This window comes from Croceicoccus estronivorus (assembly GCF_001625325.1).
GTDB classification, from domain to species: Bacteria; Pseudomonadota; Alphaproteobacteria; order Sphingomonadales; family Sphingomonadaceae; genus Caenibius; species Caenibius estronivorus.
The window spans coordinates 59,563-81,634 of the sequence record NZ_JRQQ01000009.1 but is presented as its reverse complement, the minus strand read 5'-3'; the positions used below and the strand labels follow the sequence as shown (position 1 = coordinate 81,634).

Annotated in this window: 16 protein-coding genes; 10 read left to right on the top strand and 6 right to left on the bottom strand. The window is 58.6% G+C overall.

Features of this window, described 5'->3' with window-relative positions; genetic code table 11:
• Position 1: 1 nt before the first annotated feature.
• Both MB02_RS14120 and MB02_RS14115 read right to left on the bottom strand, forming a co-directional pair.
• Positions 2-661: a PilZ domain-containing protein gene (locus tag MB02_RS14120; RefSeq protein ID WP_067538941.1), complete on the bottom strand. Its 660-nt coding sequence runs from the start codon at positions 659-661 to the stop codon at positions 2-4.
• Between the two features lie 570 nt (positions 662-1,231).
• Positions 1,232-3,643 carry a TonB-dependent receptor gene (locus MB02_RS14115; protein ID WP_067538939.1) on the bottom strand — a complete coding sequence of 804 codons (2,412 nt, stop codon included), beginning with the start codon at positions 3,641-3,643 and terminating at the stop codon, positions 1,232-1,234.
• Between the two features lie 556 nt (positions 3,644-4,199).
• On the opposite strand from MB02_RS14115, the gene MB02_RS14110 reads away from it, so the two are divergent.
• The gene (locus tag MB02_RS14110; RefSeq protein WP_067538936.1) at positions 4,200-4,835 is read left to right on the top strand and encodes a TetR/AcrR family transcriptional regulator; all 636 of its coding nucleotides are present in this window, start codon (positions 4,200-4,202) and stop codon (positions 4,833-4,835) included.
• A gap of 36 nt (positions 4,836-4,871) precedes the next feature.
• Here the strand turns inward: MB02_RS14110 and MB02_RS14105 are convergent, their stop codons facing one another.
• Positions 4,872-5,630 carry a DUF1365 domain-containing protein gene (locus tag MB02_RS14105; RefSeq protein WP_067538934.1) on the bottom strand — a complete coding sequence of 253 codons (759 nt, stop codon included), beginning with the start codon at positions 5,628-5,630 and terminating at the stop codon, positions 4,872-4,874.
• Positions 5,627-7,012 carry an NAD(P)/FAD-dependent oxidoreductase gene (locus tag MB02_RS14100; protein ID WP_156495537.1) on the bottom strand — a complete coding sequence of 462 codons (1,386 nt, stop codon included), beginning with the start codon at positions 7,010-7,012 and terminating at the stop codon, positions 5,627-5,629. Before MB02_RS14100 ends, MB02_RS14105 begins: the two co-directional genes overlap by 4 nt.
• Positions 7,013-7,095: 83 nt before the next feature.
• On the opposite strand from MB02_RS14100, the gene MB02_RS14095 reads away from it, so the two are divergent.
• From MB02_RS14095 to MB02_RS14055, 9 genes are all read left to right on the top strand, one after another.
• Positions 7,096-7,743, top strand: a complete 648-nt coding sequence (locus MB02_RS14095; protein ID WP_156495527.1) for a sigma-70 family RNA polymerase sigma factor — start codon at positions 7,096-7,098, stop codon at positions 7,741-7,743.
• Positions 7,740-8,384, top strand: a complete 645-nt coding sequence (locus MB02_RS14090; RefSeq protein WP_067538923.1) for a ChrR family anti-sigma-E factor — start codon at positions 7,740-7,742, stop codon at positions 8,382-8,384. Before MB02_RS14095 ends, MB02_RS14090 begins: the two co-directional genes overlap by 4 nt.
• 5 nt (positions 8,385-8,389) lie before the next feature.
• On the top strand, positions 8,390-9,208 hold the full coding sequence (locus MB02_RS14085) for a DUF1295 domain-containing protein (RefSeq protein WP_206598600.1): 819 nt from the start codon (positions 8,390-8,392) through the stop codon (positions 9,206-9,208).
• On the top strand, positions 9,205-9,615 hold the full coding sequence (locus MB02_RS14080; protein ID WP_067538915.1) for a DUF2177 family protein: 411 nt from the start codon (positions 9,205-9,207) through the stop codon (positions 9,613-9,615). The genes MB02_RS14085 and MB02_RS14080 overlap by 4 nt, the downstream gene beginning before the upstream one ends.
• A gap of 142 nt (positions 9,616-9,757) precedes the next feature.
• On the top strand, positions 9,758-10,534 hold the full coding sequence (locus MB02_RS14075) for an SDR family NAD(P)-dependent oxidoreductase (RefSeq protein WP_235829530.1): 777 nt from the start codon (positions 9,758-9,760) through the stop codon (positions 10,532-10,534).
• A 35-nt stretch (positions 10,535-10,569) separates the two neighbouring features.
• Positions 10,570-12,288, top strand: coding sequence for an FAD-binding protein (locus MB02_RS14070; protein WP_067538911.1), 1,719 nt, complete (start codon positions 10,570-10,572; stop codon positions 12,286-12,288).
• A gap of 86 nt (positions 12,289-12,374) precedes the next feature.
• A complete protein-coding gene (locus MB02_RS14065) occupies positions 12,375-14,138 on the top strand; it encodes a copper resistance system multicopper oxidase (protein WP_082826208.1) in 1,764 nt (587 codons plus the stop codon).
• The gene (locus MB02_RS14060; protein WP_082826207.1) at positions 14,138-15,094 is read left to right on the top strand and encodes a copper resistance protein B; all 957 of its coding nucleotides are present in this window, start codon (positions 14,138-14,140) and stop codon (positions 15,092-15,094) included. The genes MB02_RS14065 and MB02_RS14060 overlap by 1 nt, the downstream gene beginning before the upstream one ends.
• Positions 15,095-15,346: 252 nt before the next feature.
• Entirely contained in the window at positions 15,347-17,104 is a 1,758-nt protein-coding gene (locus tag MB02_RS14055) for an N-acyl-D-amino-acid deacylase family protein (protein WP_067538908.1), read from the top strand.
• 394 nt (positions 17,105-17,498) lie between these two features.
• Here the strand turns inward: MB02_RS14055 and MB02_RS14050 are convergent, their stop codons facing one another.
• Positions 17,499-18,518, bottom strand: a complete 1,020-nt coding sequence (locus MB02_RS14050) for an NAD(P)-dependent alcohol dehydrogenase (RefSeq protein ID WP_067538905.1) — start codon at positions 18,516-18,518, stop codon at positions 17,499-17,501.
• On the bottom strand, positions 18,515-22,054 hold the full coding sequence (locus tag MB02_RS14045) for a thioester reductase domain-containing protein (RefSeq protein WP_170304747.1): 3,540 nt from the start codon (positions 22,052-22,054) through the stop codon (positions 18,515-18,517). Before MB02_RS14045 ends, MB02_RS14050 begins: the two co-directional genes overlap by 4 nt.
• Between the last annotated feature and the right edge of the window lie 18 nt (positions 22,055-22,072).

The following is a 22,072-nucleotide window of genomic DNA, read 5'->3' as shown; positions in this document are numbered from 1 at the left end:
GTCACACAGACCGTGTTTCCGACCGCTCGATACCATCAGGGAACAGGCGATTGGCCAGTTCCTCGTACCGGAAAGTCTGTTCGAAAACCAAGCCGTAAAAGGGCCGTTCGCGCCAGCGGATCTTCGCAACAATCGGCGGGAATTTCTCCACATCGAGCGTCACGCGCTGCTCTATCGCCAGCAGCCTGTCGCATTTGATGCGCGCGCCCTGCTGGGAGATGTTTTCAAACTCTATCGGAGCTTCCGATGAATTGAACCGCATGAATCCTTGCAACGGAACCCGCAATCTCAGCTGGCGCCGAGGGAACTTCCTTTCCGGATTGGCAATCATCCGGTGCAGGTTGATCTTCAGCGGAAACCGAAAGCCAGCAAAATCGCCGTTCGTCCAGATATGTTCGATCTGATACTTTTCCCCGTCGTCCATTTCCAGAAACAGGGATTTGGCAGGCGGCAACGCATGAAACAGCTGCAATTTCACACCGGTGGCGGAAACGTCGCGCACCAGGCAAAGAAATTCGGCCCTATCGGCGATCAATTTGGCAGTACGCAGCACCAAAGTGACGCGTTGATCCCGCCGCCCGTCATTTCTTATCTCTTCCGCTGTCGCTACGACGGAAGAATGGGCTGGCCGGGGCTCCTCTCCAGGCAAACGACGATACATTCACAACCGCTCCAGATGGAGACAATATTCGGAATATTGTCTGTGGCACTTGGGGTTATCGCATCATCGCCGGGCAACGTAAAAACTGTCCCCTTACCAAAATAAGGGATGCTACCTGATTATTGTCGTGAACAAGGAAACCAGTTTCTGAAACTTGCGTTATCTCTGCACGCCACTTTCAGAAGTCACAGACCGATCGGAAACCTGCGGTATCCCGCGAATGGCAAGGGGTTTGGCCCGTTAAGAAAATCTTACCGCCACTGATCGCCCGCCAGTGACAGAGTTTACATGATTTAACACTCTGGCTGCGCAGCCCTCCGATACGTTAACCGTTAAGCCAGTTCACACTGATGCGAGAAGAATGATTCGCATGTGTTGCCCAACAGCCATGCGCTTCCGCTGACGGGCAGGCGGTTGCCTGCCATCCTCATGTAACCAAACATCTTTTGGGGTTTGCGTGCCTGTGTCGGCAGTGGTTGGCGCACCATGCGTGCGCGCATGCCTTTGCAGGTATTGTCTATTCAAGAAAAGGCGCTGGCCCAGCAGTGCTGAGCCAGCGCCGTACCCATGTTACTTGCCGAAGTTATAGCGCAGCTTGACGCCATACATCCGCGGTTCGCCATACAACTCGCCAGCCACGAGCAGCGAATTGAAGACGTTGGTGTTCATGATGCGATACTTCTTGTCGGTCGCATTGCTCACGAACAGACTGACGTCGAAGTTGCTTTGGGCAACATTCTGCCAGTTAAGCGAGAGGTTGAGCAAACCGTAGGATTCGAGGACTTCACCAGGCTCCGCCCGGTCCAGCTTCGGATTGGTGTGCTGGTCCGCCTGATACGCATAATTCGCGTAAAAGCTGAGATTGCCCATCTCTTCCGGAATCGGCAGATCGATCGTCGCATTCACGTTATACTGCCACGGCAGGATATAGACGAAAGGAATGTCGCTATCCTTGTAATCGCCATCGGTGTGGCTGACAGTAGCGCCGATCTGCAGCCACGGCGCGGGCTTGATCATTGCTTCGACCTCGACACCCTGAAGCGTTGCGGCGCGCTGGAAGAAAGCGGCACCGCTGACCTGCGTTTCAGGATTGTAGTCGCCCGAAGCCTGCTGAATGTCCTTATAATCAGCGTAATAGTACGTGGCATTCAAACGAGCCGGCATTGAGCCGAGCCGCGTGTCGAACTTGAAACCGCCTTCGTAGTTGGTCAGCTTTTCCGGCGTGAAGACAGTGGTCGTTGTCCGAACCGCATAGGGGTTGAAGCCACCGGCCTTATAGCCACGGCTGATCTTGGCATAGAGCAGCAGATCGTTGGTCGGCTTGTAATCCAGCCCGATCGTCCAGGTCGGGGCCTTGCTCTTCAGATTGCCGGTGAACTGGCAGGCTACGAACGGGTCTTCATCGCCGAAGACATAACCATCGAACGCACAGGCCGGCTGTTGCTGGGTATTGAGCCCCCAGCTGGAGGTGAAGCCGTTAATCGTATCCCAGGTATAGCGATAGCCAGCAGTCAGTTTCAGGCGTTCAAGTGACGGGGAAAGCGCGCCGAGATCCAGCGTCGCCTGCGCATACAGCGCCTTCGACTTCGTGCTCACTCCCGCTATCTGCGTGTTCGCACCGCAAGTGCCGGTATAGGCGGCGGGGCAATAGACGACCTGATGGACTTCCCACAGGCTGGACGGTTTCAGGCTGTAATAGAACCCGCCAACAGTGAGCTGCAGCTTGTCGTCCAGCAAATTCCCCTGAAGCTGCAATTCTTCGGTGAACTGCTTGAGGTTATCGCGCGGATTGCTGTTTGGCGCAGCATTCGTCCAACCGTACAGCGGCAGACCGTATTCCTGCAGACCATCCACGGGGAAGTCCGGATACTTCCATGACTGCACATCGTACTGCTGAATCGGCGTACCGTCCGCATCATAGGCGTAATCGCTCTTGAGACGTTGATAGCTGACGATGTTACGCAGCGTCAGCTGGCTGGACAGCTCCAGATCGGTAGTGTTGACGATACCCCAGGTGCGGATCTTCTGGTAACCGTCCAGGCCGGGACGGACCTTGCGGATGCCGATTTCTTCCTGCGTGTCCGTCTGCTCCTGATAAAGGCCGCAGGAACCGATGCCGGGCGTCTGGCTGCACAGGCCGTAAGCCTGCAGATAGGGGATATTGAAGCCCCCGTTCACAATGCCCGTGCCGTTGGTGCTGGAGCGTGATCCGAATGCCATGAAATAGTTGGTCAGGCCTTCGGTCGGCTTCATCAGCACGCCGATACGGCCCATATACCAGTGCGTGTCGTCACGCCGCTTGTTCCAGACGAGATCCTTGGTGAAGCCATCGCGATCGCGATAAGCGCCTGTGACGCGGATCATCAGCTTGTCATCGACGACCGGCACATTGATCGCGCCTTCAAGACCACGCAAATCGTAGTTGCCCAGGCTGCCTTCGATGTAGCCTTCGAAATCGTTCGTCGGCTTCTTCGGAGTCAACAGGACCGCACCACCGGTGGTGTTGCGGCCGAACAGCGTGCCTTGGGGACCGGACAGGACCTGCACGTTTTCCAGATCGACGAAGTTGCCGTGCCCGCCCTGCATACTCAGCGTATAGGCAGGTGCCAGAGGAACTTCGCTCATATAGACGACCACACCGGGGGCAGCCTGGAAGGTCGCACCCTGACCACGGATCGTCGGCGACATCGTGTCGCGCGAGCCCTGGCCCTTGGAACCGATCGTCATCGACGGCACCAGGCCATTCAGCCCCTGGGCGTCGGTGATATTGTTCTTCTGCAAGGTTTCCGGCGTGAACGCGGTAATCGCGATAGGCACGTCCTGATTGCGTTCCTCACGGCGCTGAGCGGTAACGATGATCTCGCCCAGCCCACTGGTTTCCGACGCACCTTCCGTTGTCTGTGCAAGCGAAGGCGTGGACACCGCCACAGCCGCGCCCGCCACACTCGCAAACAGCAAATGCCTGACAGCACCCTTCATCATGGATCCTCCCTTTTTGAATATCGGATCAATTAAATTAACAACAACACACAAATCAATTAAATTTATTCTGTTATTTTTTTAATATTATAAGAAAATATATTATTTCTTTGTATATCGGGTTAGTTTCCCCAATGACAGTAAAGCCATGCCGTCATGATATGACCCCTCATTCACAACAGGCCGTACTCTCTTGCGCGCCCTCAACTTCCATTCCACCTGCGATACAGCTCTGGTCGTGCCGTCCACAAACCTTCGAACTGCTCAACTGCTTCGCGGACACGACCCATCTCTGCAGGATGAAGCACATTGATCCGCAAGCCTAGCGTCAATTCGACATGCCTCCGTCGATCTCAGGTCGAAAAACGACAGGAACACGCAATGTGCCATCCTGCGCCAATGCTCACTCTCCCACAAGCAAGTCACGATCCACGGCGACCGACTCGCTACCTACTAGTCTGTAGGCAACATTTGTTGCATTGGCGATTTCATGTCAATCCGTCTGCCGCAATGTCGAAATGGTGTATGCGCGGATGCAGCAAGGCATGATGGGAAACAAATGAGCAAGAGCGGCAGGAAATCCAGACCGAGTGAAACGACGGCCATCGCGCGCCCGACGCGCGAGGTAATCCTGTCCACTGCTGAAAATGTCTTTGCAGCCAAAGGCTTCGAGGGGGCCAGCCTTGACGATATCGCCAGGGAAGTCGGCATTCGACGCCCATCGGTTCTCCATCATTTCCCCACCAAGCGCGCAATCTACGATGAAGTGGAAAAGCTTCTGTTCACGGCGCTGATCGAGAAAATGGAAAGCATCAGCGTGGAAGGCCATCATTTCGATCGCCTGTTCGCGCTGTTGCTCGCATGGTTCGATTTCATGATCGCGCGCCCGACGGCGGCTCGCATCATAATGCGCAACACATCGGACCTGGTTGCACGTGCGCATGAACCTCTCGAATTTTCGAGGCCGGTGATCGAAACGTTCGAAGACGTCGTCAATGCCGGGGTTGCCGCCGGGGAGTTCCGACAGGTGTCGCTACCGGTGCTGTTGTCTCTGGTCGGCTCTCCGATCATCTTCTTCGTGTGCAACGAAAGACAGATCGGCCGCGCCCACGAATACAAGGCGGACTCACCGGATATTCGCGAAGAGTTTACGATGCATCTGAGGAACGCGCTGGCCCAGATAATCAGGGCGTGAACGGAAACGCTTTCCGGCCCGAAGCTCCTGAGGCGTTCACTTGATGGAGGGCGCCGGCGCAGTAATTGTTGACTTCCCGCGACGCAGCTTGCGCCACAGAAACAAGGCCTCCCAATGGATGCCTGCGATCACTTTCCATGTCATGGCCGGATGAGTCAGCCACTGTCGGGCCAGCGCCGCATCATTCAAGGGATGCCGCCGCCCGTTGAACCACGCGATCAGGATATCCTCATCATCGCGCCTCGCCGCAATGCTCACCGAAGTCGTCTCATCCGGCGGGACGATGACGAAACGATAATCGAGATCCATCGGCAGAAAAGGCGAAACGCGGAACTGCTTCATACAGTCCTGCCTCACTCGTCCATCATAGCCTGCCACTGCCGGCAACGCATAGAAATGCCGTTCCCCGAACGTGTTGTTCACTTCGTGGACTGTCGCGCACAATCGCCCTGCCCGGTCATGACAGAAGTAGACGCTGATCGGATTGAAGACATATCCGAGCAGGCGGGGCATGCATAAAATGCGGATTGGCCCGCCCGGCGGCTCAATGCCCGCATCGGCCAACGCCTGCTCCACCTGCGGACGCAGTGGATGGCCGCTGCCATCGCCATGATCGCGATCATGGAAGCTGAACAGAGCGGCGCGATTATATCCGAACAACCGGATATTCCGTGACAGCGCGGGCAGCTCGTCGAGATCGAACAGCCCCATGAAAATACGGTAGCTCAGCCGATGAAACGTCGGCCTGCGGCGAACATGCACGACCTCGCCCGCGAAGAGACAGGATCCCGTCATGTCGCGAGCACCAGTTCAGCCGGCTCCAGTGGAACTGCTGCGGGCCGATGCAAACGGCCGGATGCATTGGGGACACTCCATGGGCGGCGCACGCCTCCCATATCCTCCGCCGCAGCCAGCCCGGCCTGCAGGCCATCTTCATGGAATCCCGCCCCCAGCCAGGCACCGGCAAACCAGATGTTACCGCGTCCCTGAAGCCCCCATATCCTGCGTTGCGCCGCCAGCGCCGCAGGTGTGAACGCGGGATGATCGTATTCACCTTCCCACAGGACACTTGCCGGATCGGGCTCTCTCTCCGGATTAAGAGTCACGAACAGGGGGCGTGACGTCTCCAGTCCCTGCAACCGATTCATCCAGTAGGTGACTGCACACCCTTCGCTTGCAGCACCATGTCCCACATAGTTCCAGCTGGCCCAGGTCCGGCGGCGACGCGGCATCAGCATGGGGTCCGTGTGCAATACCGCTCGATTCCGGCGGTATCCGATGGCCGAAAGCGCCTCTTTCTGGCCCATGTCGGGGCAGGCCAGCATGGCAAGAGCTTCGTCGGAATGCGCCGCGATGAGAACCTTGTCGAAACGACGCGCCACGCCGTTCGCAGTCCGGACTTCGACCCCATCGGAGACAGGCTGGACACTCCGGACCGGGTCGCCACATGTAATCCGCGCCTTCATCGCCGCAGCCAATGCCGCAACATAGCGGTGACTACCGCCTGCCACGGTGCGCCAGCGTGGCCTGTCCCGCAGTTTGAGCAACCCGTGATTGTCGAAGAAGCGAACAAAGGCACAAGCCGGATAATCACGCATGTGCTTGACCGAGCTCGACCAGATCGCCGCCGCTTCCGGCAACAGGTGATCGAACTGGAATGCATGGCTGTAGCCATTGGTGTCGAGATAATCGCCCAGCGTCACATGCTCCGCATCCTTCAGCCACTCCATTTCCCGGCTGGCCTGGCGATAGAAGCGCACCAGGTCGGCAGACATCCTCCAGAACCGGGCACTGAAGAGGTTACGCCCGTTGCCGAGGAACGACAGCAGGTCGTTGGACGAATATTCCATCCGCCCTTCCCCCAAAGACACTGCAAAAGACATGTCGGACGGCGCGGTTTCAACGCCGATATGGGCAAACAGAGCGGTCAGATTGGGATAGTTCTGCTCGTTATAGACGATAAAACCGGTGTCGACCGCCACCGGCGCATGATCCACCTCGACATGCACCGTGTTGGCATGGCCACCCAGCCGGTCAGCGCTTTCATACAAGGTGACATCGTGTCGGCGGGAGAGAAGCCAGGCTGCCGACAGGCCGGATATGCCGGCGCCGATCACGGCAATCGACTGGCCGTCTGTTTCCGGAATGATGCGCCCGACGGGGCCCCCAATGTGCATGTTCATATCAGGTATACGTGAAACCGCTCCCGACGGATCACCTTTTTTGTGATCCAATCGGTGCATTGGATCGTAAAGGGGGTATGCAACTTGCGCTTGCCCATTCCATGGAACAGAATTCCATCCCGTTGTGGCCTTCGGGCAGCAAGGCGGGGGGACAGATGGTGATGCGCAGCAAGGGGGACGATAGCCGGGATCAGCTATCCGGCCTGATGCTGAAAGTGGCCGACGGAGACCGGGAGGCTTTTGCCAGGCTATTCCAGCAGTTAGCCCCGAGGATCAAAGCCTATCTTATTCGCCTGGGCAGCGATCCGGCGGTGGCCGACGATCTGACTCAGGATGTCATGGTAACGATCTGGCACAAAGCTGGTGGTTTTAACCCGACCCGTTCCTCTGTGATGACCTGGACTTTCGTAATCGCGCGCAACCGCCGCATCGACAGCCTGCGCCGGGAACGAAGCACAGTCACCTATGGGCACTTTCCCGCTGAAGAGGCGGACGAGAGTGCCACTGCGGATGATCTCATGGCAGGCGAGCAAGCCGATGCCCTGATGCGCGATGCCATTGCCAGCCTGCCCACGGACCAGCAGGAAGTCATCCGCAGATCGTTTTTCGACGAAGAACCCCATTCGGCGATTGCTGCCGCGCTTGGCCTGCCTTTGGGCACGGTCAAGTCACGCCTCAGGATCGCCTTTGCCAAACTGCGTTCACGCATGGAGAAACTGCAATGACCCACCCGCGCCTTGCGGGCGGAACGACTGCCCCCGCACACCACCCTTCGCCCGACATGTTGGCCAGTTATGTCGCCGGAACGATCCGCGCCGGTTTCGATCTGGTCGTTGCCGCGCATCTGGACACATGCGCCAGGTGCCGTCGCGAAGTATCCCGGCTGGAGAAGCTGGGTGGGCACCTCATTTCCCAACTCGACCCTGCTGTCATGGCCGAAGATGCCCTGACGCAAACGCTCGCACGCCTGGAAGAACCCCTGCCTGCTATGCCTCCCCAACGGCATGGGCTCGACCAGATACTTGCCAACGCAAGGCAGCGTTGGGTCGCACCGGGTGTCTGGACCGCGAAGGTGGACACGCCCCATGCCCAAGAGGATCGTGTCTTCCTGCTGCGGGCCGCACCCGGTGCAAAAACTGCTCGGCATAGTCATGCCGGTACCGAACTGACCCAGGTTCTCGAAGGCGCCCTGAAGGACGGCGACATTATCTACCGCGCCGGGGATTTCGTGGAACTGGACGCCAGCCATACCCACCACCCCAGCGTTCATGGCGACAGGCCTTGCCTGTGCCTGTTCGCGACAGAGGGACGGCTGGTCCCGACCGATCTTGTCGGCCGGATCGCCTTTGCCGTTGCCAATGTGTGACCGTGATGTTCGCCCAGACCCTAATGGCAACGGCAGCGGTGTGGGGGGCAATGGCCGCATGGATGGGCTGCGCATGGTGGTTTCAGCGGCGCAGCGGCAACGCCGGGTGGGTTGATGTCTTCTGGACCTTCGGAACCGGCTTCACATGCGCGGCGACAATCGTCTGGCTGCATGGACCAGCCAACCCATTCCGTCTGATCCTGGTAGCCGCCCTGGCCGCGCTCTGGTCGGTCAGGCTGGGAACCTATCTCGCATATCGCGTGACCGGATCGCCGGAGGATTTGCGTTACGGTGAATTGCGCGAGCAGTGGGGCGATTCCTTCCAGCCGCGCCTGTTCCGGTTCGTGATGTGGCAGCCCCCGGTGTCCGCCTTGCTGGCGGCCTCGGCCCTTGCCGCCGCCCATGCGCCGGGAGCGTTGAACCTGCGCGATTTCGCCGGGCTTCTCATACTGGGCGTCGCCATAGTCGGCGAAGCGATCGCAGATGAACAGATGCGCCGTTACAAGGCCTGGCCTGACCGCCCCCCAGTGATGGATCGCGGCCTGTGGGGCCGTTCCCGCCATCCCAACTACTTCTTCGAGTGGCTGGCCTGGCTGGCCTACCCCGTGATCGGCTTTTCCTTCTCCGCCCCGGCCAGCTGGCTGACGCTGCTGGCCCCCATCGTCATGTACTGCGTCCTGCGGTTCGGCACCGGCGTTCCGATGCTCGAAAAATCGATGCTTGAACGCAAGGGCGCGGTGTTTCGCAATTACCAGAACAGCGTGAACGCGTTCTTCCCTTCGCTTCTTCCGCCCGCTCCTTCCAGAAACGAGATGTACCGATGATGCCCTATGTCTATGGCTGGCTTGCCAGCGGCCTCGCCTTTCTCGCGCTGGATGCCGTCTGGCTCAGCCAGATGACCGCCCGGTTCTATCGTCCTGCCATGGGCGATATGCTTGCCGACAAGCCACGCTTCCTTGCGGCAGCCGCTTTCTACATTCTATACATCACCGGCCTGCTGGTCCTCGCAGTGTTGCCTGCGGTGAAGGAGGGCGGACCGGGCAGGGCAGCCCTGCTGGGCGCGGTGGTCGGGTTGCTGGCTTATGGAACTTACGATCTTACCAACCAGGCGACGCTCAGGGAATGGCCGCTGCGCCTGACCGTGATCGACATGGCATGGGGAACAGTGCTGACAAGCCTCGCCGCATGTGCCGGCTATTGCGCCATCCGTCTCACTCATAGTGCTTCGTGACGAAAACGGGAACTTAACCCGACGCATGCCCCGCTGCCGATCGAAAATGAAAACGAGTTAATGGTGAGCCTTTTCGCCGCCTAAGCTTCCCGTTCACACGACGCGCGAACACCGTGCGCATTGGAACGAGGAGTGTTTGATTGTGGCGGTCTTTCCCGATTTTCCCGATGGCGATGGCGCCGCTCTCGTCATCGGCGGCAGTGGCGGGATCGGTCGCGCGATCTGTGAAAAGCTGGCCGAGGCTGGCACCGACGTCGCCTTCACGTATCGCACCAACGAAGACGCTGCCCGTGAAGTTGCGGCTGTGATCGAAGGCCATGGCCGCGCGGCAATGGCCGTGTCCGTCGCGATCGAGGATGCCGATGCTGTTGCCAAAGCCTGCTCCGGAGTGATCGAACGCTTCAGGCGCATTCACACCGTCGTCAACGCTTCCGGCTCCCACATTGCGATGAAATTCATCGGCGAACTCACGCTCGACGAGTTTCGCGCAGTCATGGATGCCGACACCAGCGGATTTTTCAATGTGGTCCATGCCGTGCTGCCCCACATGCGCGAGCACGGTGGCAGCTTCGTTGCGATCGGTTCTGCCGGGCATTTCCGCTGGCCGACCAAAGATGCCCTTTCAGTCATTCCCAAGGCCGCAAACGACGCGATCATGACCGGCCTTGCGCGCGAGGAAGGACGCAATGGTATCAGGGCCAATACCGTCTCGCTTGGCCTGATCGATGCCGGCCTGTTCCGCAAACTGATGGGAACAGCTTACAACGACCAATATGTCGAAGCGGCAATCCGCAATTCGGCGCTCAAACGGCTGGGCACGGCTGAGGAAGTGGCCGACGCAGTCCTGTTCTTCGCCTCTCATCGTGCGCGCTTCGTCACCGGCCAGACCCTGACTCTGGACGGCGGCTACAGCCTCTGACGGCTGAGGAAACATCGGCCAGCGGAGGAACCGACATGACGGATACATTACCACCAAACGGCGAAGTCCGAGGATACGACGTGATCGTCTGTGGCTCCGGCGCTGCCGGAATGCTCGCTGCCGTGCGGCTGCACGATCTTGGTCTGCGCCCTGCAGTAATCGAGAAATCGTCGCGCTTTGGCGGCACTTCGGCCATATCCGGCGGCGGCCTGTGGATACCGTGCAACGGGCTGGCGCAGGAGGGCGACAGCCACGACGATGCGCTGACTTATCTCAAGGCCGTAAGCAAAGGCTCATACCGCGAGGACAAGCTCGAAGCGTACCTCGATAGCGGCGCGGAAATGGTGCGCTATCTGGCCGCGCTCGGCGTACAGATGATCTCGGTCCCCGGCTTCCCCGATTACATCGCCGACGCGCCGGGAGCGACAAGCGGGCGTTCCCTGTTTCCCACGGAAATCGACGGCAAGCACTTGGGGGAGGAGTTCTTCCGGCTGCGCGATTCCCCCGAAGGCTACAAGCTGTTCGGCCGCTATGTGTTGAACCTCGAACAATCGTTCAATCTTTCGGAGCGCGGCAAAGGCTGGCAATGGACCGCCTTCAAACTGATGGCGAAATACTGGCTGGACATCGGCTGGCGGCGCATGACCGCTACCGACCGTCGGCTGACGATGGGCCGGGCGTTATGCGGCGGGCTCCGCAAGGCGATGATGGACCGGGACATTCCGCTCTATCTCAATTGCGCTTTGACCGGCCTTGCAACCACAAGTGGCAGAGTCTCCGGCGTGGATGCCCAAATATTCGGCAAGGCAATCCACTTTGACGCTCCGGCAGGCGTCATCCTGGCGACGGGCGGGTTCGAACAGAGCCAGAAGTTGCGCGATGACCATCTGCCTGTCACCACCCGGCGTGGCTGGAGCCTGACGCCTGCGGAGATGAACGTAGGCGATGGCCTGACCTGCGGCGAGGACATCGGTGCCGATACGGAAACGCTCGATGCCAACTGGTGGGCGCCCAGCATGCAGATCCCGTCGCGCACGGAGCCGAATCTGGACATTGCGGCATCAATGACTTTCGACCACCGTCACCCTTTCAGCATGTGCGTCAACGGACTGGGCAAACGGTTCGTCAACGAAAGCTGTTCCTACGACGAGTTCGGTCAGGCGATGATCGCCGACCACAAGGCGACAGGCGCGAATATCCCCTGCTGGCTGGTATTCGACGCGAAGTTCCGTCAGCGTTATCCCTGCGGGCCGGTCCTGCCCGCTTTCGTGATGCCCGATCGCAGCCTGCCTCCCGAATGGTGGGGCAGCTACATCTTCAAGGCCGGAACGATAGCTTCACTGGCCGAACAGATGCGGGTCCCCGGCGACACGCTGGCCGAAACGGTCGAACGCATGAACGGCTTTGCGAAAACCGGCGTGGACGAGGATTTTGGTCGGGGGCGAAATCGTTTCGACCGCTTCTTCGGCAAGGCGGACGTCGGCCCCAATCCGTGTTTTGGCCCGATTGACAAGCCCCCGTTCTATGCGGTTCGGATCGACCTGGGCGATCTCGGCAGTAAGGGGGGATTGAAAATCGACCGGCATGCGCGAGTCATGGCGCGCGATGGCAATGCGATCACCGGTCTTTACGCGGTGGGCAACAATTCCGGCTCACCGTTCGGAAACTGCTACCCCGGGGCAGGCGGCACCCTCGGCCCGGCAACAGTCTTTGCCTACATCGCCGCCGGACACATTGCCGGAACCGGTGGCTGAACAGCCTGGAACCTGCGCGTTCGCATTTATCGTAAAATAGCCGACCTTGTTTGAGGGATGATTGCGGTCGGTGCGTAATCGTGGGCATGAACACGATACCCTTGCGCGACAGGCTCTCGATCAACCGTCGCAAGTTCCTCTGCCGCACTGCCGGCGCGGCTGGCATGCTGGCCCTGGGGCACCCCTTGCCCGGCTGGGCGCGAGGCGCCCATGGCGGAGCAATCGCCCGCAAGGGCAGCGATGTGTTGTCGGGCAACCATCTGACAATGACTGTCGCCGACGCGAACTATGCCACCGGCACGCGTCACGGGCCGGCCGTCACTGTGAACGGCACGTTGCCCGGTCCCTTGCTCCGCCTGCGGGAAGGGCAGAACCTGATCGTCGATCTGGTCAACAACAGCGCGATGGGAACCTCGATCCACTGGCACGGGCTACTGGTGCCGTTCCTGATGGATGGCGTGCCAGGTGTGACGATGGCGGCTGTCGAACCGGGGGCAAGCTTTCGGTATGAATTCCCGATCAGGCAGGCGGGAACATATTGGTGGCACGCGCACACCTTGCAGGAACCGATGGGACATTACGGCCCGATCATCATCGACCCTGCCGATGGAGATCCACACCAGATCGACCGCGACTATATCGTGATGTTGTCGGACTGGTCGCCGGTGGACCCTCATACCATCATGAAAAAGCTGAAAGTTGGCGAAGCGCCGTTCAACTTCCAGAAGACCACCGCCACTGACGACTACGCGCTGTCAGGCGCCGAAAGACGCATGTGGGCGCGAATGCGAATGATGCCGACGGACATCTCGGACGTTTCCGCCCCACTCTACAGCTATCTCATCAACGGCCATGGGCCGGAGGATAGGCTGGGGTTCGCTTTTACCCCCGGCGAGCGGGTCCGCCTGCGTTTCATCAACGGATCGGCGATGACTTTCTTCAACGTGCGCATTCCCGGCCTGCCGATGACGGTAATTGCTGCCGACGGCCAGAACGTGCGGCCAGTCGAAGTCGATGAATTCCAGATCGGCAATGCGGAAACCTATGATGTAATCGTCGAACCGACCGGCAACGATGCCTTTGCTATCGTTGCCGAGGCAATGGATCGTTCGGGCATGGGGATCGCGATGCTGGCCAGCCGCCCTGGTGCGCAAGCAGCCATCCCTCCCTTGCGCCAACCACCGCTGCTGACGATGGCCGATATGGGCATGAACCATGGATCGTCCGGAGACGGCATGCATCATGATGCAATGGCTGCGCCGATGGACATGGAGATGGGATCCATGTCGATGCGCGACACGTCGCTGCTCCCGTCCGGCGTCAAGGCAGGGCCCGGTCTCGACATGGTTGCCATGAATCCGGTCGATCGGATGGGCGACCCCGGCATCGGACTTGCCGACGCGAGCCACCGTGTCCTCAATTACAGGCAGCTTGTGGCGGAAAAGATGAATCCCGACATGCGCCGGCCGACGCGCTTGAGGGAGATCCATCTCACCGGAAACATGGAACGCTACATGTGGTCGTTCGATGGCAAGAAGTTCTCTGCTGTCACCGATGATCCGATCCGCTTCGCGTTCAACGAACGGGTGCGGGTGAAACTGGTGAACGATACGATGATGGCGCATCCGATCCACCTGCACGGCCACTTCTTCGAACTGGTGAACGATGCGCCCCCGGGCCATCAGCCTTTGAAGCATACCGTTGTCGTCCAGCCCGGAGGCAGCGCACAATTCGATCTGACTGCGAACGAGCCCGGTGACTGGGCGTTTCACTGCCACCTGATCTACCACATGCACAATGGCATGTTTCAGGTCGTGACCGTTCGCCCGCTGCAGGAGGGGCGAAAATAATGCGCCTTGGCCTCCTCTTCCTCCTGCCATTCGGGTGGCATTCCACAGCAGCCTGGGCGCAGGACCATCAGCATGGGGTCGATTCCGCACCGCCTGCCGAGGCGAGCACGGAACCATCGCATCAGCCGGCAACCGATCATTCGCAAATGGATCACAGTGCCATGGGCCGTTCAGCCATGGACCATGATTCCAGAGCAGACGATCCGCCCATCCCCGCGGCACCACCCCCGCCCGAGGCATTCGAAGGCCCTGCATTTGCAGCCGATGCCTATGTCGGGGCGGACAAAATGGCAGCGTCACGCGCGGCCGTTGTCCGCGAAGTGAGCGGTATGCCCATATTCTGGTTCCAGGCGGATCGGGCCGAATATCGCGCGCGCAGGGGCGGCGACGGGTATCTCTGGGACATCCAGGGCTATTACGGCGGTGATATCGACAAGCTCTGGTTCAAGAGTGAAGGTGAAGGGAGTTTCAGGGAAGCACCGGAGTCTGCAGAGGTCCAGGGCCTGTGGAGCCATGCGATTGACCCGTGGTGGGATGTGCAGGCAGGTATTCGACAGGATCTCACCGGCCCCGAACGTACCCACATCGTCTTGGGGATTCAGGGGCTCGCACCATATCTGTTCGAGGTCGATGCAGCGGCATTCCTCTCGTCCAAAGGCGACCTGACAGGACGGATCGAAGCCGAACTGGATCAGCGTATCACGCAACGTCTCATTCTACAGCCGCGTGTCGAGTTAAACCTGTCCGCGCAAGACATTCCCGAAATGGGGATCGGCGCAGGCCTCGACCGGGCGGAGGCAGGGCTTCGACTACGCTATGAATTGGTGCGGGAATTCGCCCCATACATTGGCATCGAACAGGAATGGAAAGTCGGCAGAAGCGCTGAATATGCGCGCGCCTCCGGAGAGGATCCAAGTGTCACGAATTATGTCGTGGGCGTGCGGTTCTGGTTTTGAGCAGTTTCAATCCCGATGTAGCCGAGACGTATTGCATCGGCATGCGCGTACCGGACAGCATTAGCATAGTCCGATGCCCCCATTTTCTGGAGGAACATTTCCAGTTCACTTCGGTAATCCGTCCTCTTTCCATCCAGGCCACCTTTACTGCTCGACAGCCGTGACCTTGTGGTAATATAAATATGCCGCTTAATTAATTCGATTCCCTGAGGAATGATAAGCGATAAGCAAAATATACGAGGAGAGAGGAAAATGGCGGAATTCCTTATAAAAGGCGGTACAGTGGTGGATGGAACACTCGCTGATGCCTACCCGGCCGACGTGCGTGTCGAAGGCGAACGAATCGTCGAAATCGGTCCCGATCTCGCCCCGCGTGCAGGAGAAGAAGTGTTCGATGCATCGGGTTGCTATGTCACACCCGGCTTCATTGAGGCTCACACCCACTATGATTCGACGATGTGGTGGCAGCCCGATCTCGATCCCCTGCCCGGCTACGGCGCGACCACTATCGTCATGGGCAATTGCGGCTTCTCTGCTGCACCGCTGTCGGATGACAAGGCCGCGCAGATGGAGATGATCAAGATCTTCTCCTTCTTCGAGGATATTCCGCTGGAACCCTTTACGCAGCACCTGCCGTTCGACTGGCGCAAGTGGTCCGAATACAAGAAATCGATGGTTGAGAAGGTCAAGATGCCGCTCAACTACACGACTTACGTCGGCCACATCGCGATCCGTATCGCAGTAATGGGTGAAGAAGCATGGAATCGCCCGTCCAATGCGGAAGAGCGGGCAAAGATGGCCGAACTGCTTGACGATGCTTTGCAGGCAGGCGCTCTCGGCCTTTCGACCAACCTGCTCGATCACGATGGCCAGGACCGTCCGATCCCCACGCTGGTGTCAGACGATGCCGAATTCGAAGCCTTGTTCGATGTGTTGCAGCGTTATCCGTCTGCAACCTTCCAGTGCATCGTCGATGTGGCCCTGATGCGCGACAACGGCGACCAGCAGATTGAACGCATCTCCAACCTGCTCAAGGGCCGGGGTATTCGCGTACAGTTCACCGGTGCGGCGCCGACGTCTGAATACCAGAACTATCGCGTCGATCAGCTGCGGGAACTCGTGGCGCGGCTGCGTAACGAAGGGCTGGATGTCTGGCCGGGCTACGCTCACACTCCGCTGAGCGCGCAGGTCAGCATTTATCGCTCGCTGCTGTTCGCACAGTCCAACGATTACGTCTGGCACGAAGCAGTGCTGGCCGAAGGTGACGCGGCGAAGGAAGCCGTCCTGCGCGATCCCGATTGGCGGGCCCGTGCACGCGATAGCTGGGATCACAAGATCTATCCCCAATCGCCGATGGCCAATCCGCATTTGTTGCTGCTCACCCAGCTCGGTTCCGAAAACGGCACCGGCGGTCCATTCAACATCACGCTCAAGGACTACGCCGAGCAACTGGGCGTCCATACCTCCGATGCTGCGGCCGAATGGCTTCTGCGCAACGGCGTCAACTCCGCAATCCGCATGTCACCCATGCCGATGAATGACGAGGCGGTTGCGGTTCAGGTGCGCGATTCGAAATCGCTCGGCAACGTCAACGATTGCGGCGCACACCTGCAGATGCTGTGCGGCAGTGGCGAAAACGTGATCTATCTGACCAAGTTCGTTCGCGACAAGAAGCTCATCACGCTGGAGCAGGCGATCCACACCATGACCGGGAAAGTGGCGGAACACTTCTTCCTCCACGACATCGGCGAAGTGAAGGTCGGCAAACGCGCCGATCTGGTGGTGTTCGACCTGAATGAGATCCAGCAGCGCGACATGGAGAAGCGCTACGACGTGGAAGATGGCAAGGGTGGCATGATGTGGCGTTATACGCGCCAGGCGGCCCCCATGCGACTAACCATGGTGAATGGCGTCCCGATCTTCCGCGACGGCGCTTATACCGGCGCGAAGCCCGGAGAGTATCTGGAAGCAATGAATCCGGATGCACCGGCTGCCATGGCAGCTGAATAATCGGATTGATCTGAATTGTTGCAGCACGGGGCTGGGTTCATGGAATCCAGCCCCGTTCTCGTCTGCGACTGATTGTTGCACGCACCATAATTCGGTCTGCTGCACATCACAGCAACCAGCCATGTGGAACTCAGGCATTTTGGCCAGGCGCCTATCGGGTGGCGTTAATTCTCAGGCAAAGGCAGCGGGCGAAAAGCATGGGCTGCCTTTCATTTTTGGCGCTCCATCGATCCTCTCGAATTACCGCACGCACGGTATCCAAACGCGATGGTATGAGGTGATTATCTTTTGCCAAGGCGCAAGAAAGATCTCTTTGCACAAGGGCACCAAGCAATTCCCTATTGCCATAGGCAGAGCACCAAGGCCCAATGGTTCTTAAAAAGAAATAATATTACTATTTTAGTTTAATATTTCTGTTCTGCAAAACTATGCGGTAGTATACTTTTCCCGATCGCAACCTATCAATGGCATCGTTTATCTCATCGAAATAGAAGGTTTCGATCATCGCCTTGATCTTATGGCGCTGAAAAAATTCGAGCATCTTGCGCATTGTTGCAGGGCTACCCACGCTCGAACTCGAGACGGAAAGCTGGTTAGTCATCATATCCATGGGCGCAATCTGCATGGGTATCACACTCGCACCCACGAAATTCAGCCGCCCACGCGGTTTCAGCGTCCGCAGATAGGCGCGCCAATCCAGCGGCACGTCAACAGTCGACAGGATAAGATCGAATTTTCCTGCTGCCCCGGCAATCTGCGCCGGGTCAGACGTATTGAGTGTATGGTGCGCCCCCAGGGAGCGCGCCTGCATTGCCTTCGTTTCACTGGTGGTGAAAGCGGTCACCTCACAGCCCCAGGCATTGGCCACCTGCAAAGCGAGATGACCAAGCCCGCCGATGCCGATCACGGCCACTTTGTCCGACGGCTTGATATCGAACTCGATGAAGGGGTTGAATACCGTAACCCCCGCGCAAAATAGCGGGCCGGCAGCTACCAGATCGATCCCGTCGGGAATGGGAATCAGGCTCTTTTCATCCGCGCGAACTTTATCTGCAAAGCCTCCATGCCGCCCAAACATCGTTGGTTTGGCGCTGGAACAGAAATTGTGATCGCCAACATCGCATGCTTCACATTCGAGGCAATAGCCTGCGTGAAACCCCAAGCCGACGATGTCGCCAATTTTCAGGCTGCTGACGTCCTTCCCCAGGCTGGCCACCCTGCCAACCACTTCATGCCCGGCAACCAGCGGATATTGCGTAAAACCCCACGCATTATCAATCATGCTCAGATCGGTATGGCAGATGCCCGCGTACAGCACATCCAACTCGACCTCGCGAGATCCCAGCTCACCAGGATCATATTCAAACGGCACCAAGGAACCCGCCGGTTCAAGTGCGGCATATGCCTTGATCATTTCCTCACCCCCAGCGCGCGTTTGCCCGCGGGATCGATCAATCCCAACAGTTGCAAGTCTTCGAGACATTTTTCGATGTAATCTCGCGACAGATGCGGAATCTCTGGACCGACCGCCAAATTGCTCACGAGAGCCTTGAAACGATCGCATGCCGCTACGTCGTCGTATCCTGCCGATTGCGGTGCAGCGAACGCGTCCATGATGTCCAACGCGGAGTGCTGTTGCCGATCTTCGGGCAACTGCCCGAGCGCGCCTTTGAAGGACTCAACCCATGCGTCATAGTCTTCAACCCGTGCAATCGCGTGGCCGGCCTCTTCGATCCAGTCCACAAAGCTGTCCAGCGAGCAGCCGTCCCCCTTATGGTAGTTCTCGATATTGCAGATCAGGCAGGCATTGCGGTCATGTTCGGCCCCCGCAATCGCTGCCGACACTATGTCAACCGGGAGCCCGTCATAATGGGCGACCGCTTTTCTGCCTTCTTCCGTAAGGGGATAGAAGGAATAGGGTGCAAGGCCCGTGTTCACGATGCTCATCAGCAAACGCGAAAACATGTCGTCGGTATTGAGTTGCCCCCTGTAGATCCGGTGGGGCAACATCATATCGCCGCGAAAAACATTGACCGGTATGCCGAACTCCCTGTGCGCTTGCTGCAAGAGATGCTCGGCTGCCCATTTGCTGGCTGCGTAACCGGCCGCATACTCATCTGAAAGTTCGATCTCATCGAGCAGCGGAGCATCCTCGCAGTCACCACCGCTTTGATCCACCAATGGACGGACTGCAGCAGTCGACACGAAGTCGATGTTCTTCTTTCGCCCGGCCATCGAGAAGCGAATGATCTCGGCCGTTCCGCACACATTGGGCCCGAACAAGTTGGCATAAGACAGACGGTGATTGACCAGCGCCGCCACATGCACGACACGATCGACCTCCATCGACAGGCGGCCATAATCTTTTTCATTGAGCCCCAGTCGCGGTTCGCCAACATCGCCGGCCAACACTTCCAGATGATCTTGCGCCAGTTCCTCGAACCGCGCCTCCATCTCGGGATCCAATCCGCGGAATACCCCATCCAGCCGCGCTGCCGCCGCATCATCATCGGTGGCGCGGACCAGGCAAATCAATTTGCCACCCGATGGCGCCAGCTTTTCGAGCCATTGCAGGCACACGAACCGCCCAAGAAAGCCATTCGCCCCCGTCAACAAGACCGTGCGCGTCTTCTGCGTCGAGGCCGGAAGACGCAGCCCTGCGTTCAGCGTGTCAGCGTCAATAAATTTCGCTAATGTCAACTCGCTGCTGGTGATGGACGTGCAGCCTTTGCCATGGACACTGGTGGCGGTCGGCTGCTTAAATCCGGCTGCATACGCGCGCTGGATATATGCAGACCACGTCCGTATATTACCAGTCGGGCTCAGAATCCTGTCGGCAGGTATATCTACCCCGAATATCTCCTCGACCGAGAGCGAGAACAGGACCGCCCCCAGCGAATCTCCCCCAAGTTCGTAAAATGTCGCGGAATCACTGGTGGCCGTGATCGTGATACCGAGGTCGAGTTCCAGCAGCATGCCCAATTTGTCTGCTACCGACAGCGCCGAGTGCGTGTCCGCCAGTTCACGTCGACGCTCGTCTTTGACCCGTTCGGCCTCGTCGTACATGCCTTCCAGTCGCGCACCATATTTTCTGGCAAGCGCAGGGCGTATCTTTTTCCGCAGGCTGGACAGGAGCCCGTTCGTGTCGCTGAACGGCTCCTGTTCCAGCAGGAACTGTCTGGGCACTTCGAAGCTTCGAACACCCTCCTGGCTGGCTACGCGCTGCATTTCCTTCTGGATCAGATCATGCAGGGCCTGGTCGTCAGGGGCGTCGCCAATCTGCGCTGAGGCCAGCGCCATGTCGGGCACTATCACCGCCAGCAGATAGGATCGCTGCGAGTTGCCATAAATATAGACCTGATCGAACAGATCGCTCCGCGTTTCGAACAGCGCTTCCAGAGCGCCGATCGGGACGAACTCGCCCTGCGACAGCTTGAGCACATCATTGCGCCGGTCGATGACGGCGATATGGTCGGGGCCATACTCTTCGACTATGTCACCCGTGCAGATAAATCCTTCGCCGTCGAACATCGCCTCCGTCAACTCGGGCGCATTCAGGTAACCCTTGATGCTCTGCTCGCTCTTGTAGCAAAACTCGCCACGCGGATGCGGCCTGTCCGAGGTGAAATAACCAAGTTCGGGAACATCCCTCAGCTTGTACGCGAGGACCGGCGGGCGCTGGATGATCCCATTGACCGCAGCGCTGCCTCCTTCCGTACTCCCGTAGGAATCCAGCAGCTGCACCTGAAAACAATCCTCGAAAAATTCCCGTACCACGGGCGATATGCGTGACCCGCCGGAAAGCGTGAAACACAGCCGGCTACCGAGATAGTCAACCGCCATGGCCCGCTTGACGCGTGCCCGCACCACACCTTCGTCGTCACCCGTCTTCCTGATCTCCTGCGCGACCTCGTTCTGATAATGCTGGTGCACCAGCTCGATGACGCGGGGAAACAGGCCCAGCAATGTGGGGCGTGCCGCCCGGATATCATCGAAAAGCGTCGACATATCCGGAGCGAGCGTGAAATAGGCAGTGCCTCCCACCCGCAAGGCAGTCACCAGAGTACCCTTGCCCAGCAAATGGCTGAAGGGCGCAAGACAGACAGTGATAACGGGCGGCGCGCCTTCAGGCACACTTGTCCAGAAAAACCGGACAGCCTTCTCCGTTATCATGGCAGCTTTGGGCGTTCCCGTGCTTCCGGATGAATGGACAATAGAGGCAACGCGCTCCCCGCCCTCTCCATGCATTGCCGGATAACTCCACCTCGACGTGCCCCCCAACACTTCGAGTTGTTCGAGCGAGATCAATGCAATGTCGGTCCCGCCCTGTTCAAGAAATGCGGCGGCAGCCTCGAAACGCTCCCGTTCGGTATCGATCCGCTCATCATACTCGAAAACTATCAGGCTTTTGACATAGCTCTTGCCCGCGACCAGCCCGGCTACGGTTTCGAGATCGCTGGTCGCGGCACAGACCGTGACCGGCCTGATAGCATCCAGTATCTCTTCAAAATCCATATTGGCCGCGCCAGGCTGCAACGGCACGGTAACCGCGTGCACATAGGCGGTCGCGAAATCCAGTATGGCGAACTCCGCACTGGTAAATCCGAAGATGCAGACATACTCGTCGGCTTTGATCCCATGGACCGGATCGTTTTTCCATGCATTGGCGACAGCGTGGATACGGCTTTGGAGCTGCTTGTAGGTTATCGTCTTGAATGAGGGCTGGTATATCCGTTCCGTGCGCCCGTCTTCAGTTGTGGCAACAACATGCTCGCGAGTGCCCATTGCCGGACGATCTGCATAGCCATCGAACGCTCGATCCATGATTTCCGCGAGACTCTGCCCGGGCGCACAAATGGATTCGCGAACCGATGGCAGCGGGATGAGAGAAGCCAGCTGGGCATCATCGCGAACTAACGCCTGCATTTTTTGCATGACGCGCTGTTGCATGGCCTGTTTCCTGACTTC

What these genes read in the sequence shown, in the direction of transcription:
- MB02_RS14105 (WP_067538934.1), bottom strand. Translation starts at nt 5,630, where the DNA reads ATGACGGGATCCTGTCTCTTCGCGGGCGAGGTCGTGCATGTTCGCCGC.
- MB02_RS14070 (WP_067538911.1), top strand. Translation starts at nt 10,570, where the DNA reads ATGACGGATACATTACCACCAAACGGCGAAGTCCGAGGATACGACGTG.
- MB02_RS14120 (WP_067538941.1), bottom strand. Translation starts at nt 661, where the DNA reads ATGTATCGTCGTTTGCCTGGAGAGGAGCCCCGGCCAGCCCATTCTTCC.
- MB02_RS14055 (WP_067538908.1), top strand. Translation starts at nt 15,347, where the DNA reads ATGGCGGAATTCCTTATAAAAGGCGGTACAGTGGTGGATGGAACACTC.
- MB02_RS14080 (WP_067538915.1), top strand. Translation starts at nt 9,205, where the DNA reads ATGATGCCCTATGTCTATGGCTGGCTTGCCAGCGGCCTCGCCTTTCTC.
- MB02_RS14100 (WP_156495537.1), bottom strand. Translation starts at nt 7,012, where the DNA reads ATGCACATTGGGGGCCCCGTCGGGCGCATCATTCCGGAAACAGACGGC.
- MB02_RS14085 (WP_206598600.1), top strand. Translation starts at nt 8,390, where the DNA reads ATGTTCGCCCAGACCCTAATGGCAACGGCAGCGGTGTGGGGGGCAATG.
- MB02_RS14115 (WP_067538939.1), bottom strand. Translation starts at nt 3,643, where the DNA reads ATGATGAAGGGTGCTGTCAGGCATTTGCTGTTTGCGAGTGTGGCGGGC.
- MB02_RS14095 (WP_156495527.1), top strand. Translation starts at nt 7,096, where the DNA reads ATGCAACTTGCGCTTGCCCATTCCATGGAACAGAATTCCATCCCGTTG.
- MB02_RS14065 (WP_082826208.1), top strand. Translation starts at nt 12,375, where the DNA reads ATGAACACGATACCCTTGCGCGACAGGCTCTCGATCAACCGTCGCAAG.
- MB02_RS14060 (WP_082826207.1), top strand. Translation starts at nt 14,138, where the DNA reads ATGCGCCTTGGCCTCCTCTTCCTCCTGCCATTCGGGTGGCATTCCACA.
- MB02_RS14110 (WP_067538936.1), top strand. Translation starts at nt 4,200, where the DNA reads ATGAGCAAGAGCGGCAGGAAATCCAGACCGAGTGAAACGACGGCCATC.
- MB02_RS14045 (WP_170304747.1), bottom strand. Translation starts at nt 22,054, where the DNA reads ATGCAACAGCGCGTCATGCAAAAAATGCAGGCGTTAGTTCGCGATGAT.
- MB02_RS14050 (WP_067538905.1), bottom strand. Translation starts at nt 18,518, where the DNA reads ATGATCAAGGCATATGCCGCACTTGAACCGGCGGGTTCCTTGGTGCCG.
- MB02_RS14090 (WP_067538923.1), top strand. Translation starts at nt 7,740, where the DNA reads ATGACCCACCCGCGCCTTGCGGGCGGAACGACTGCCCCCGCACACCAC.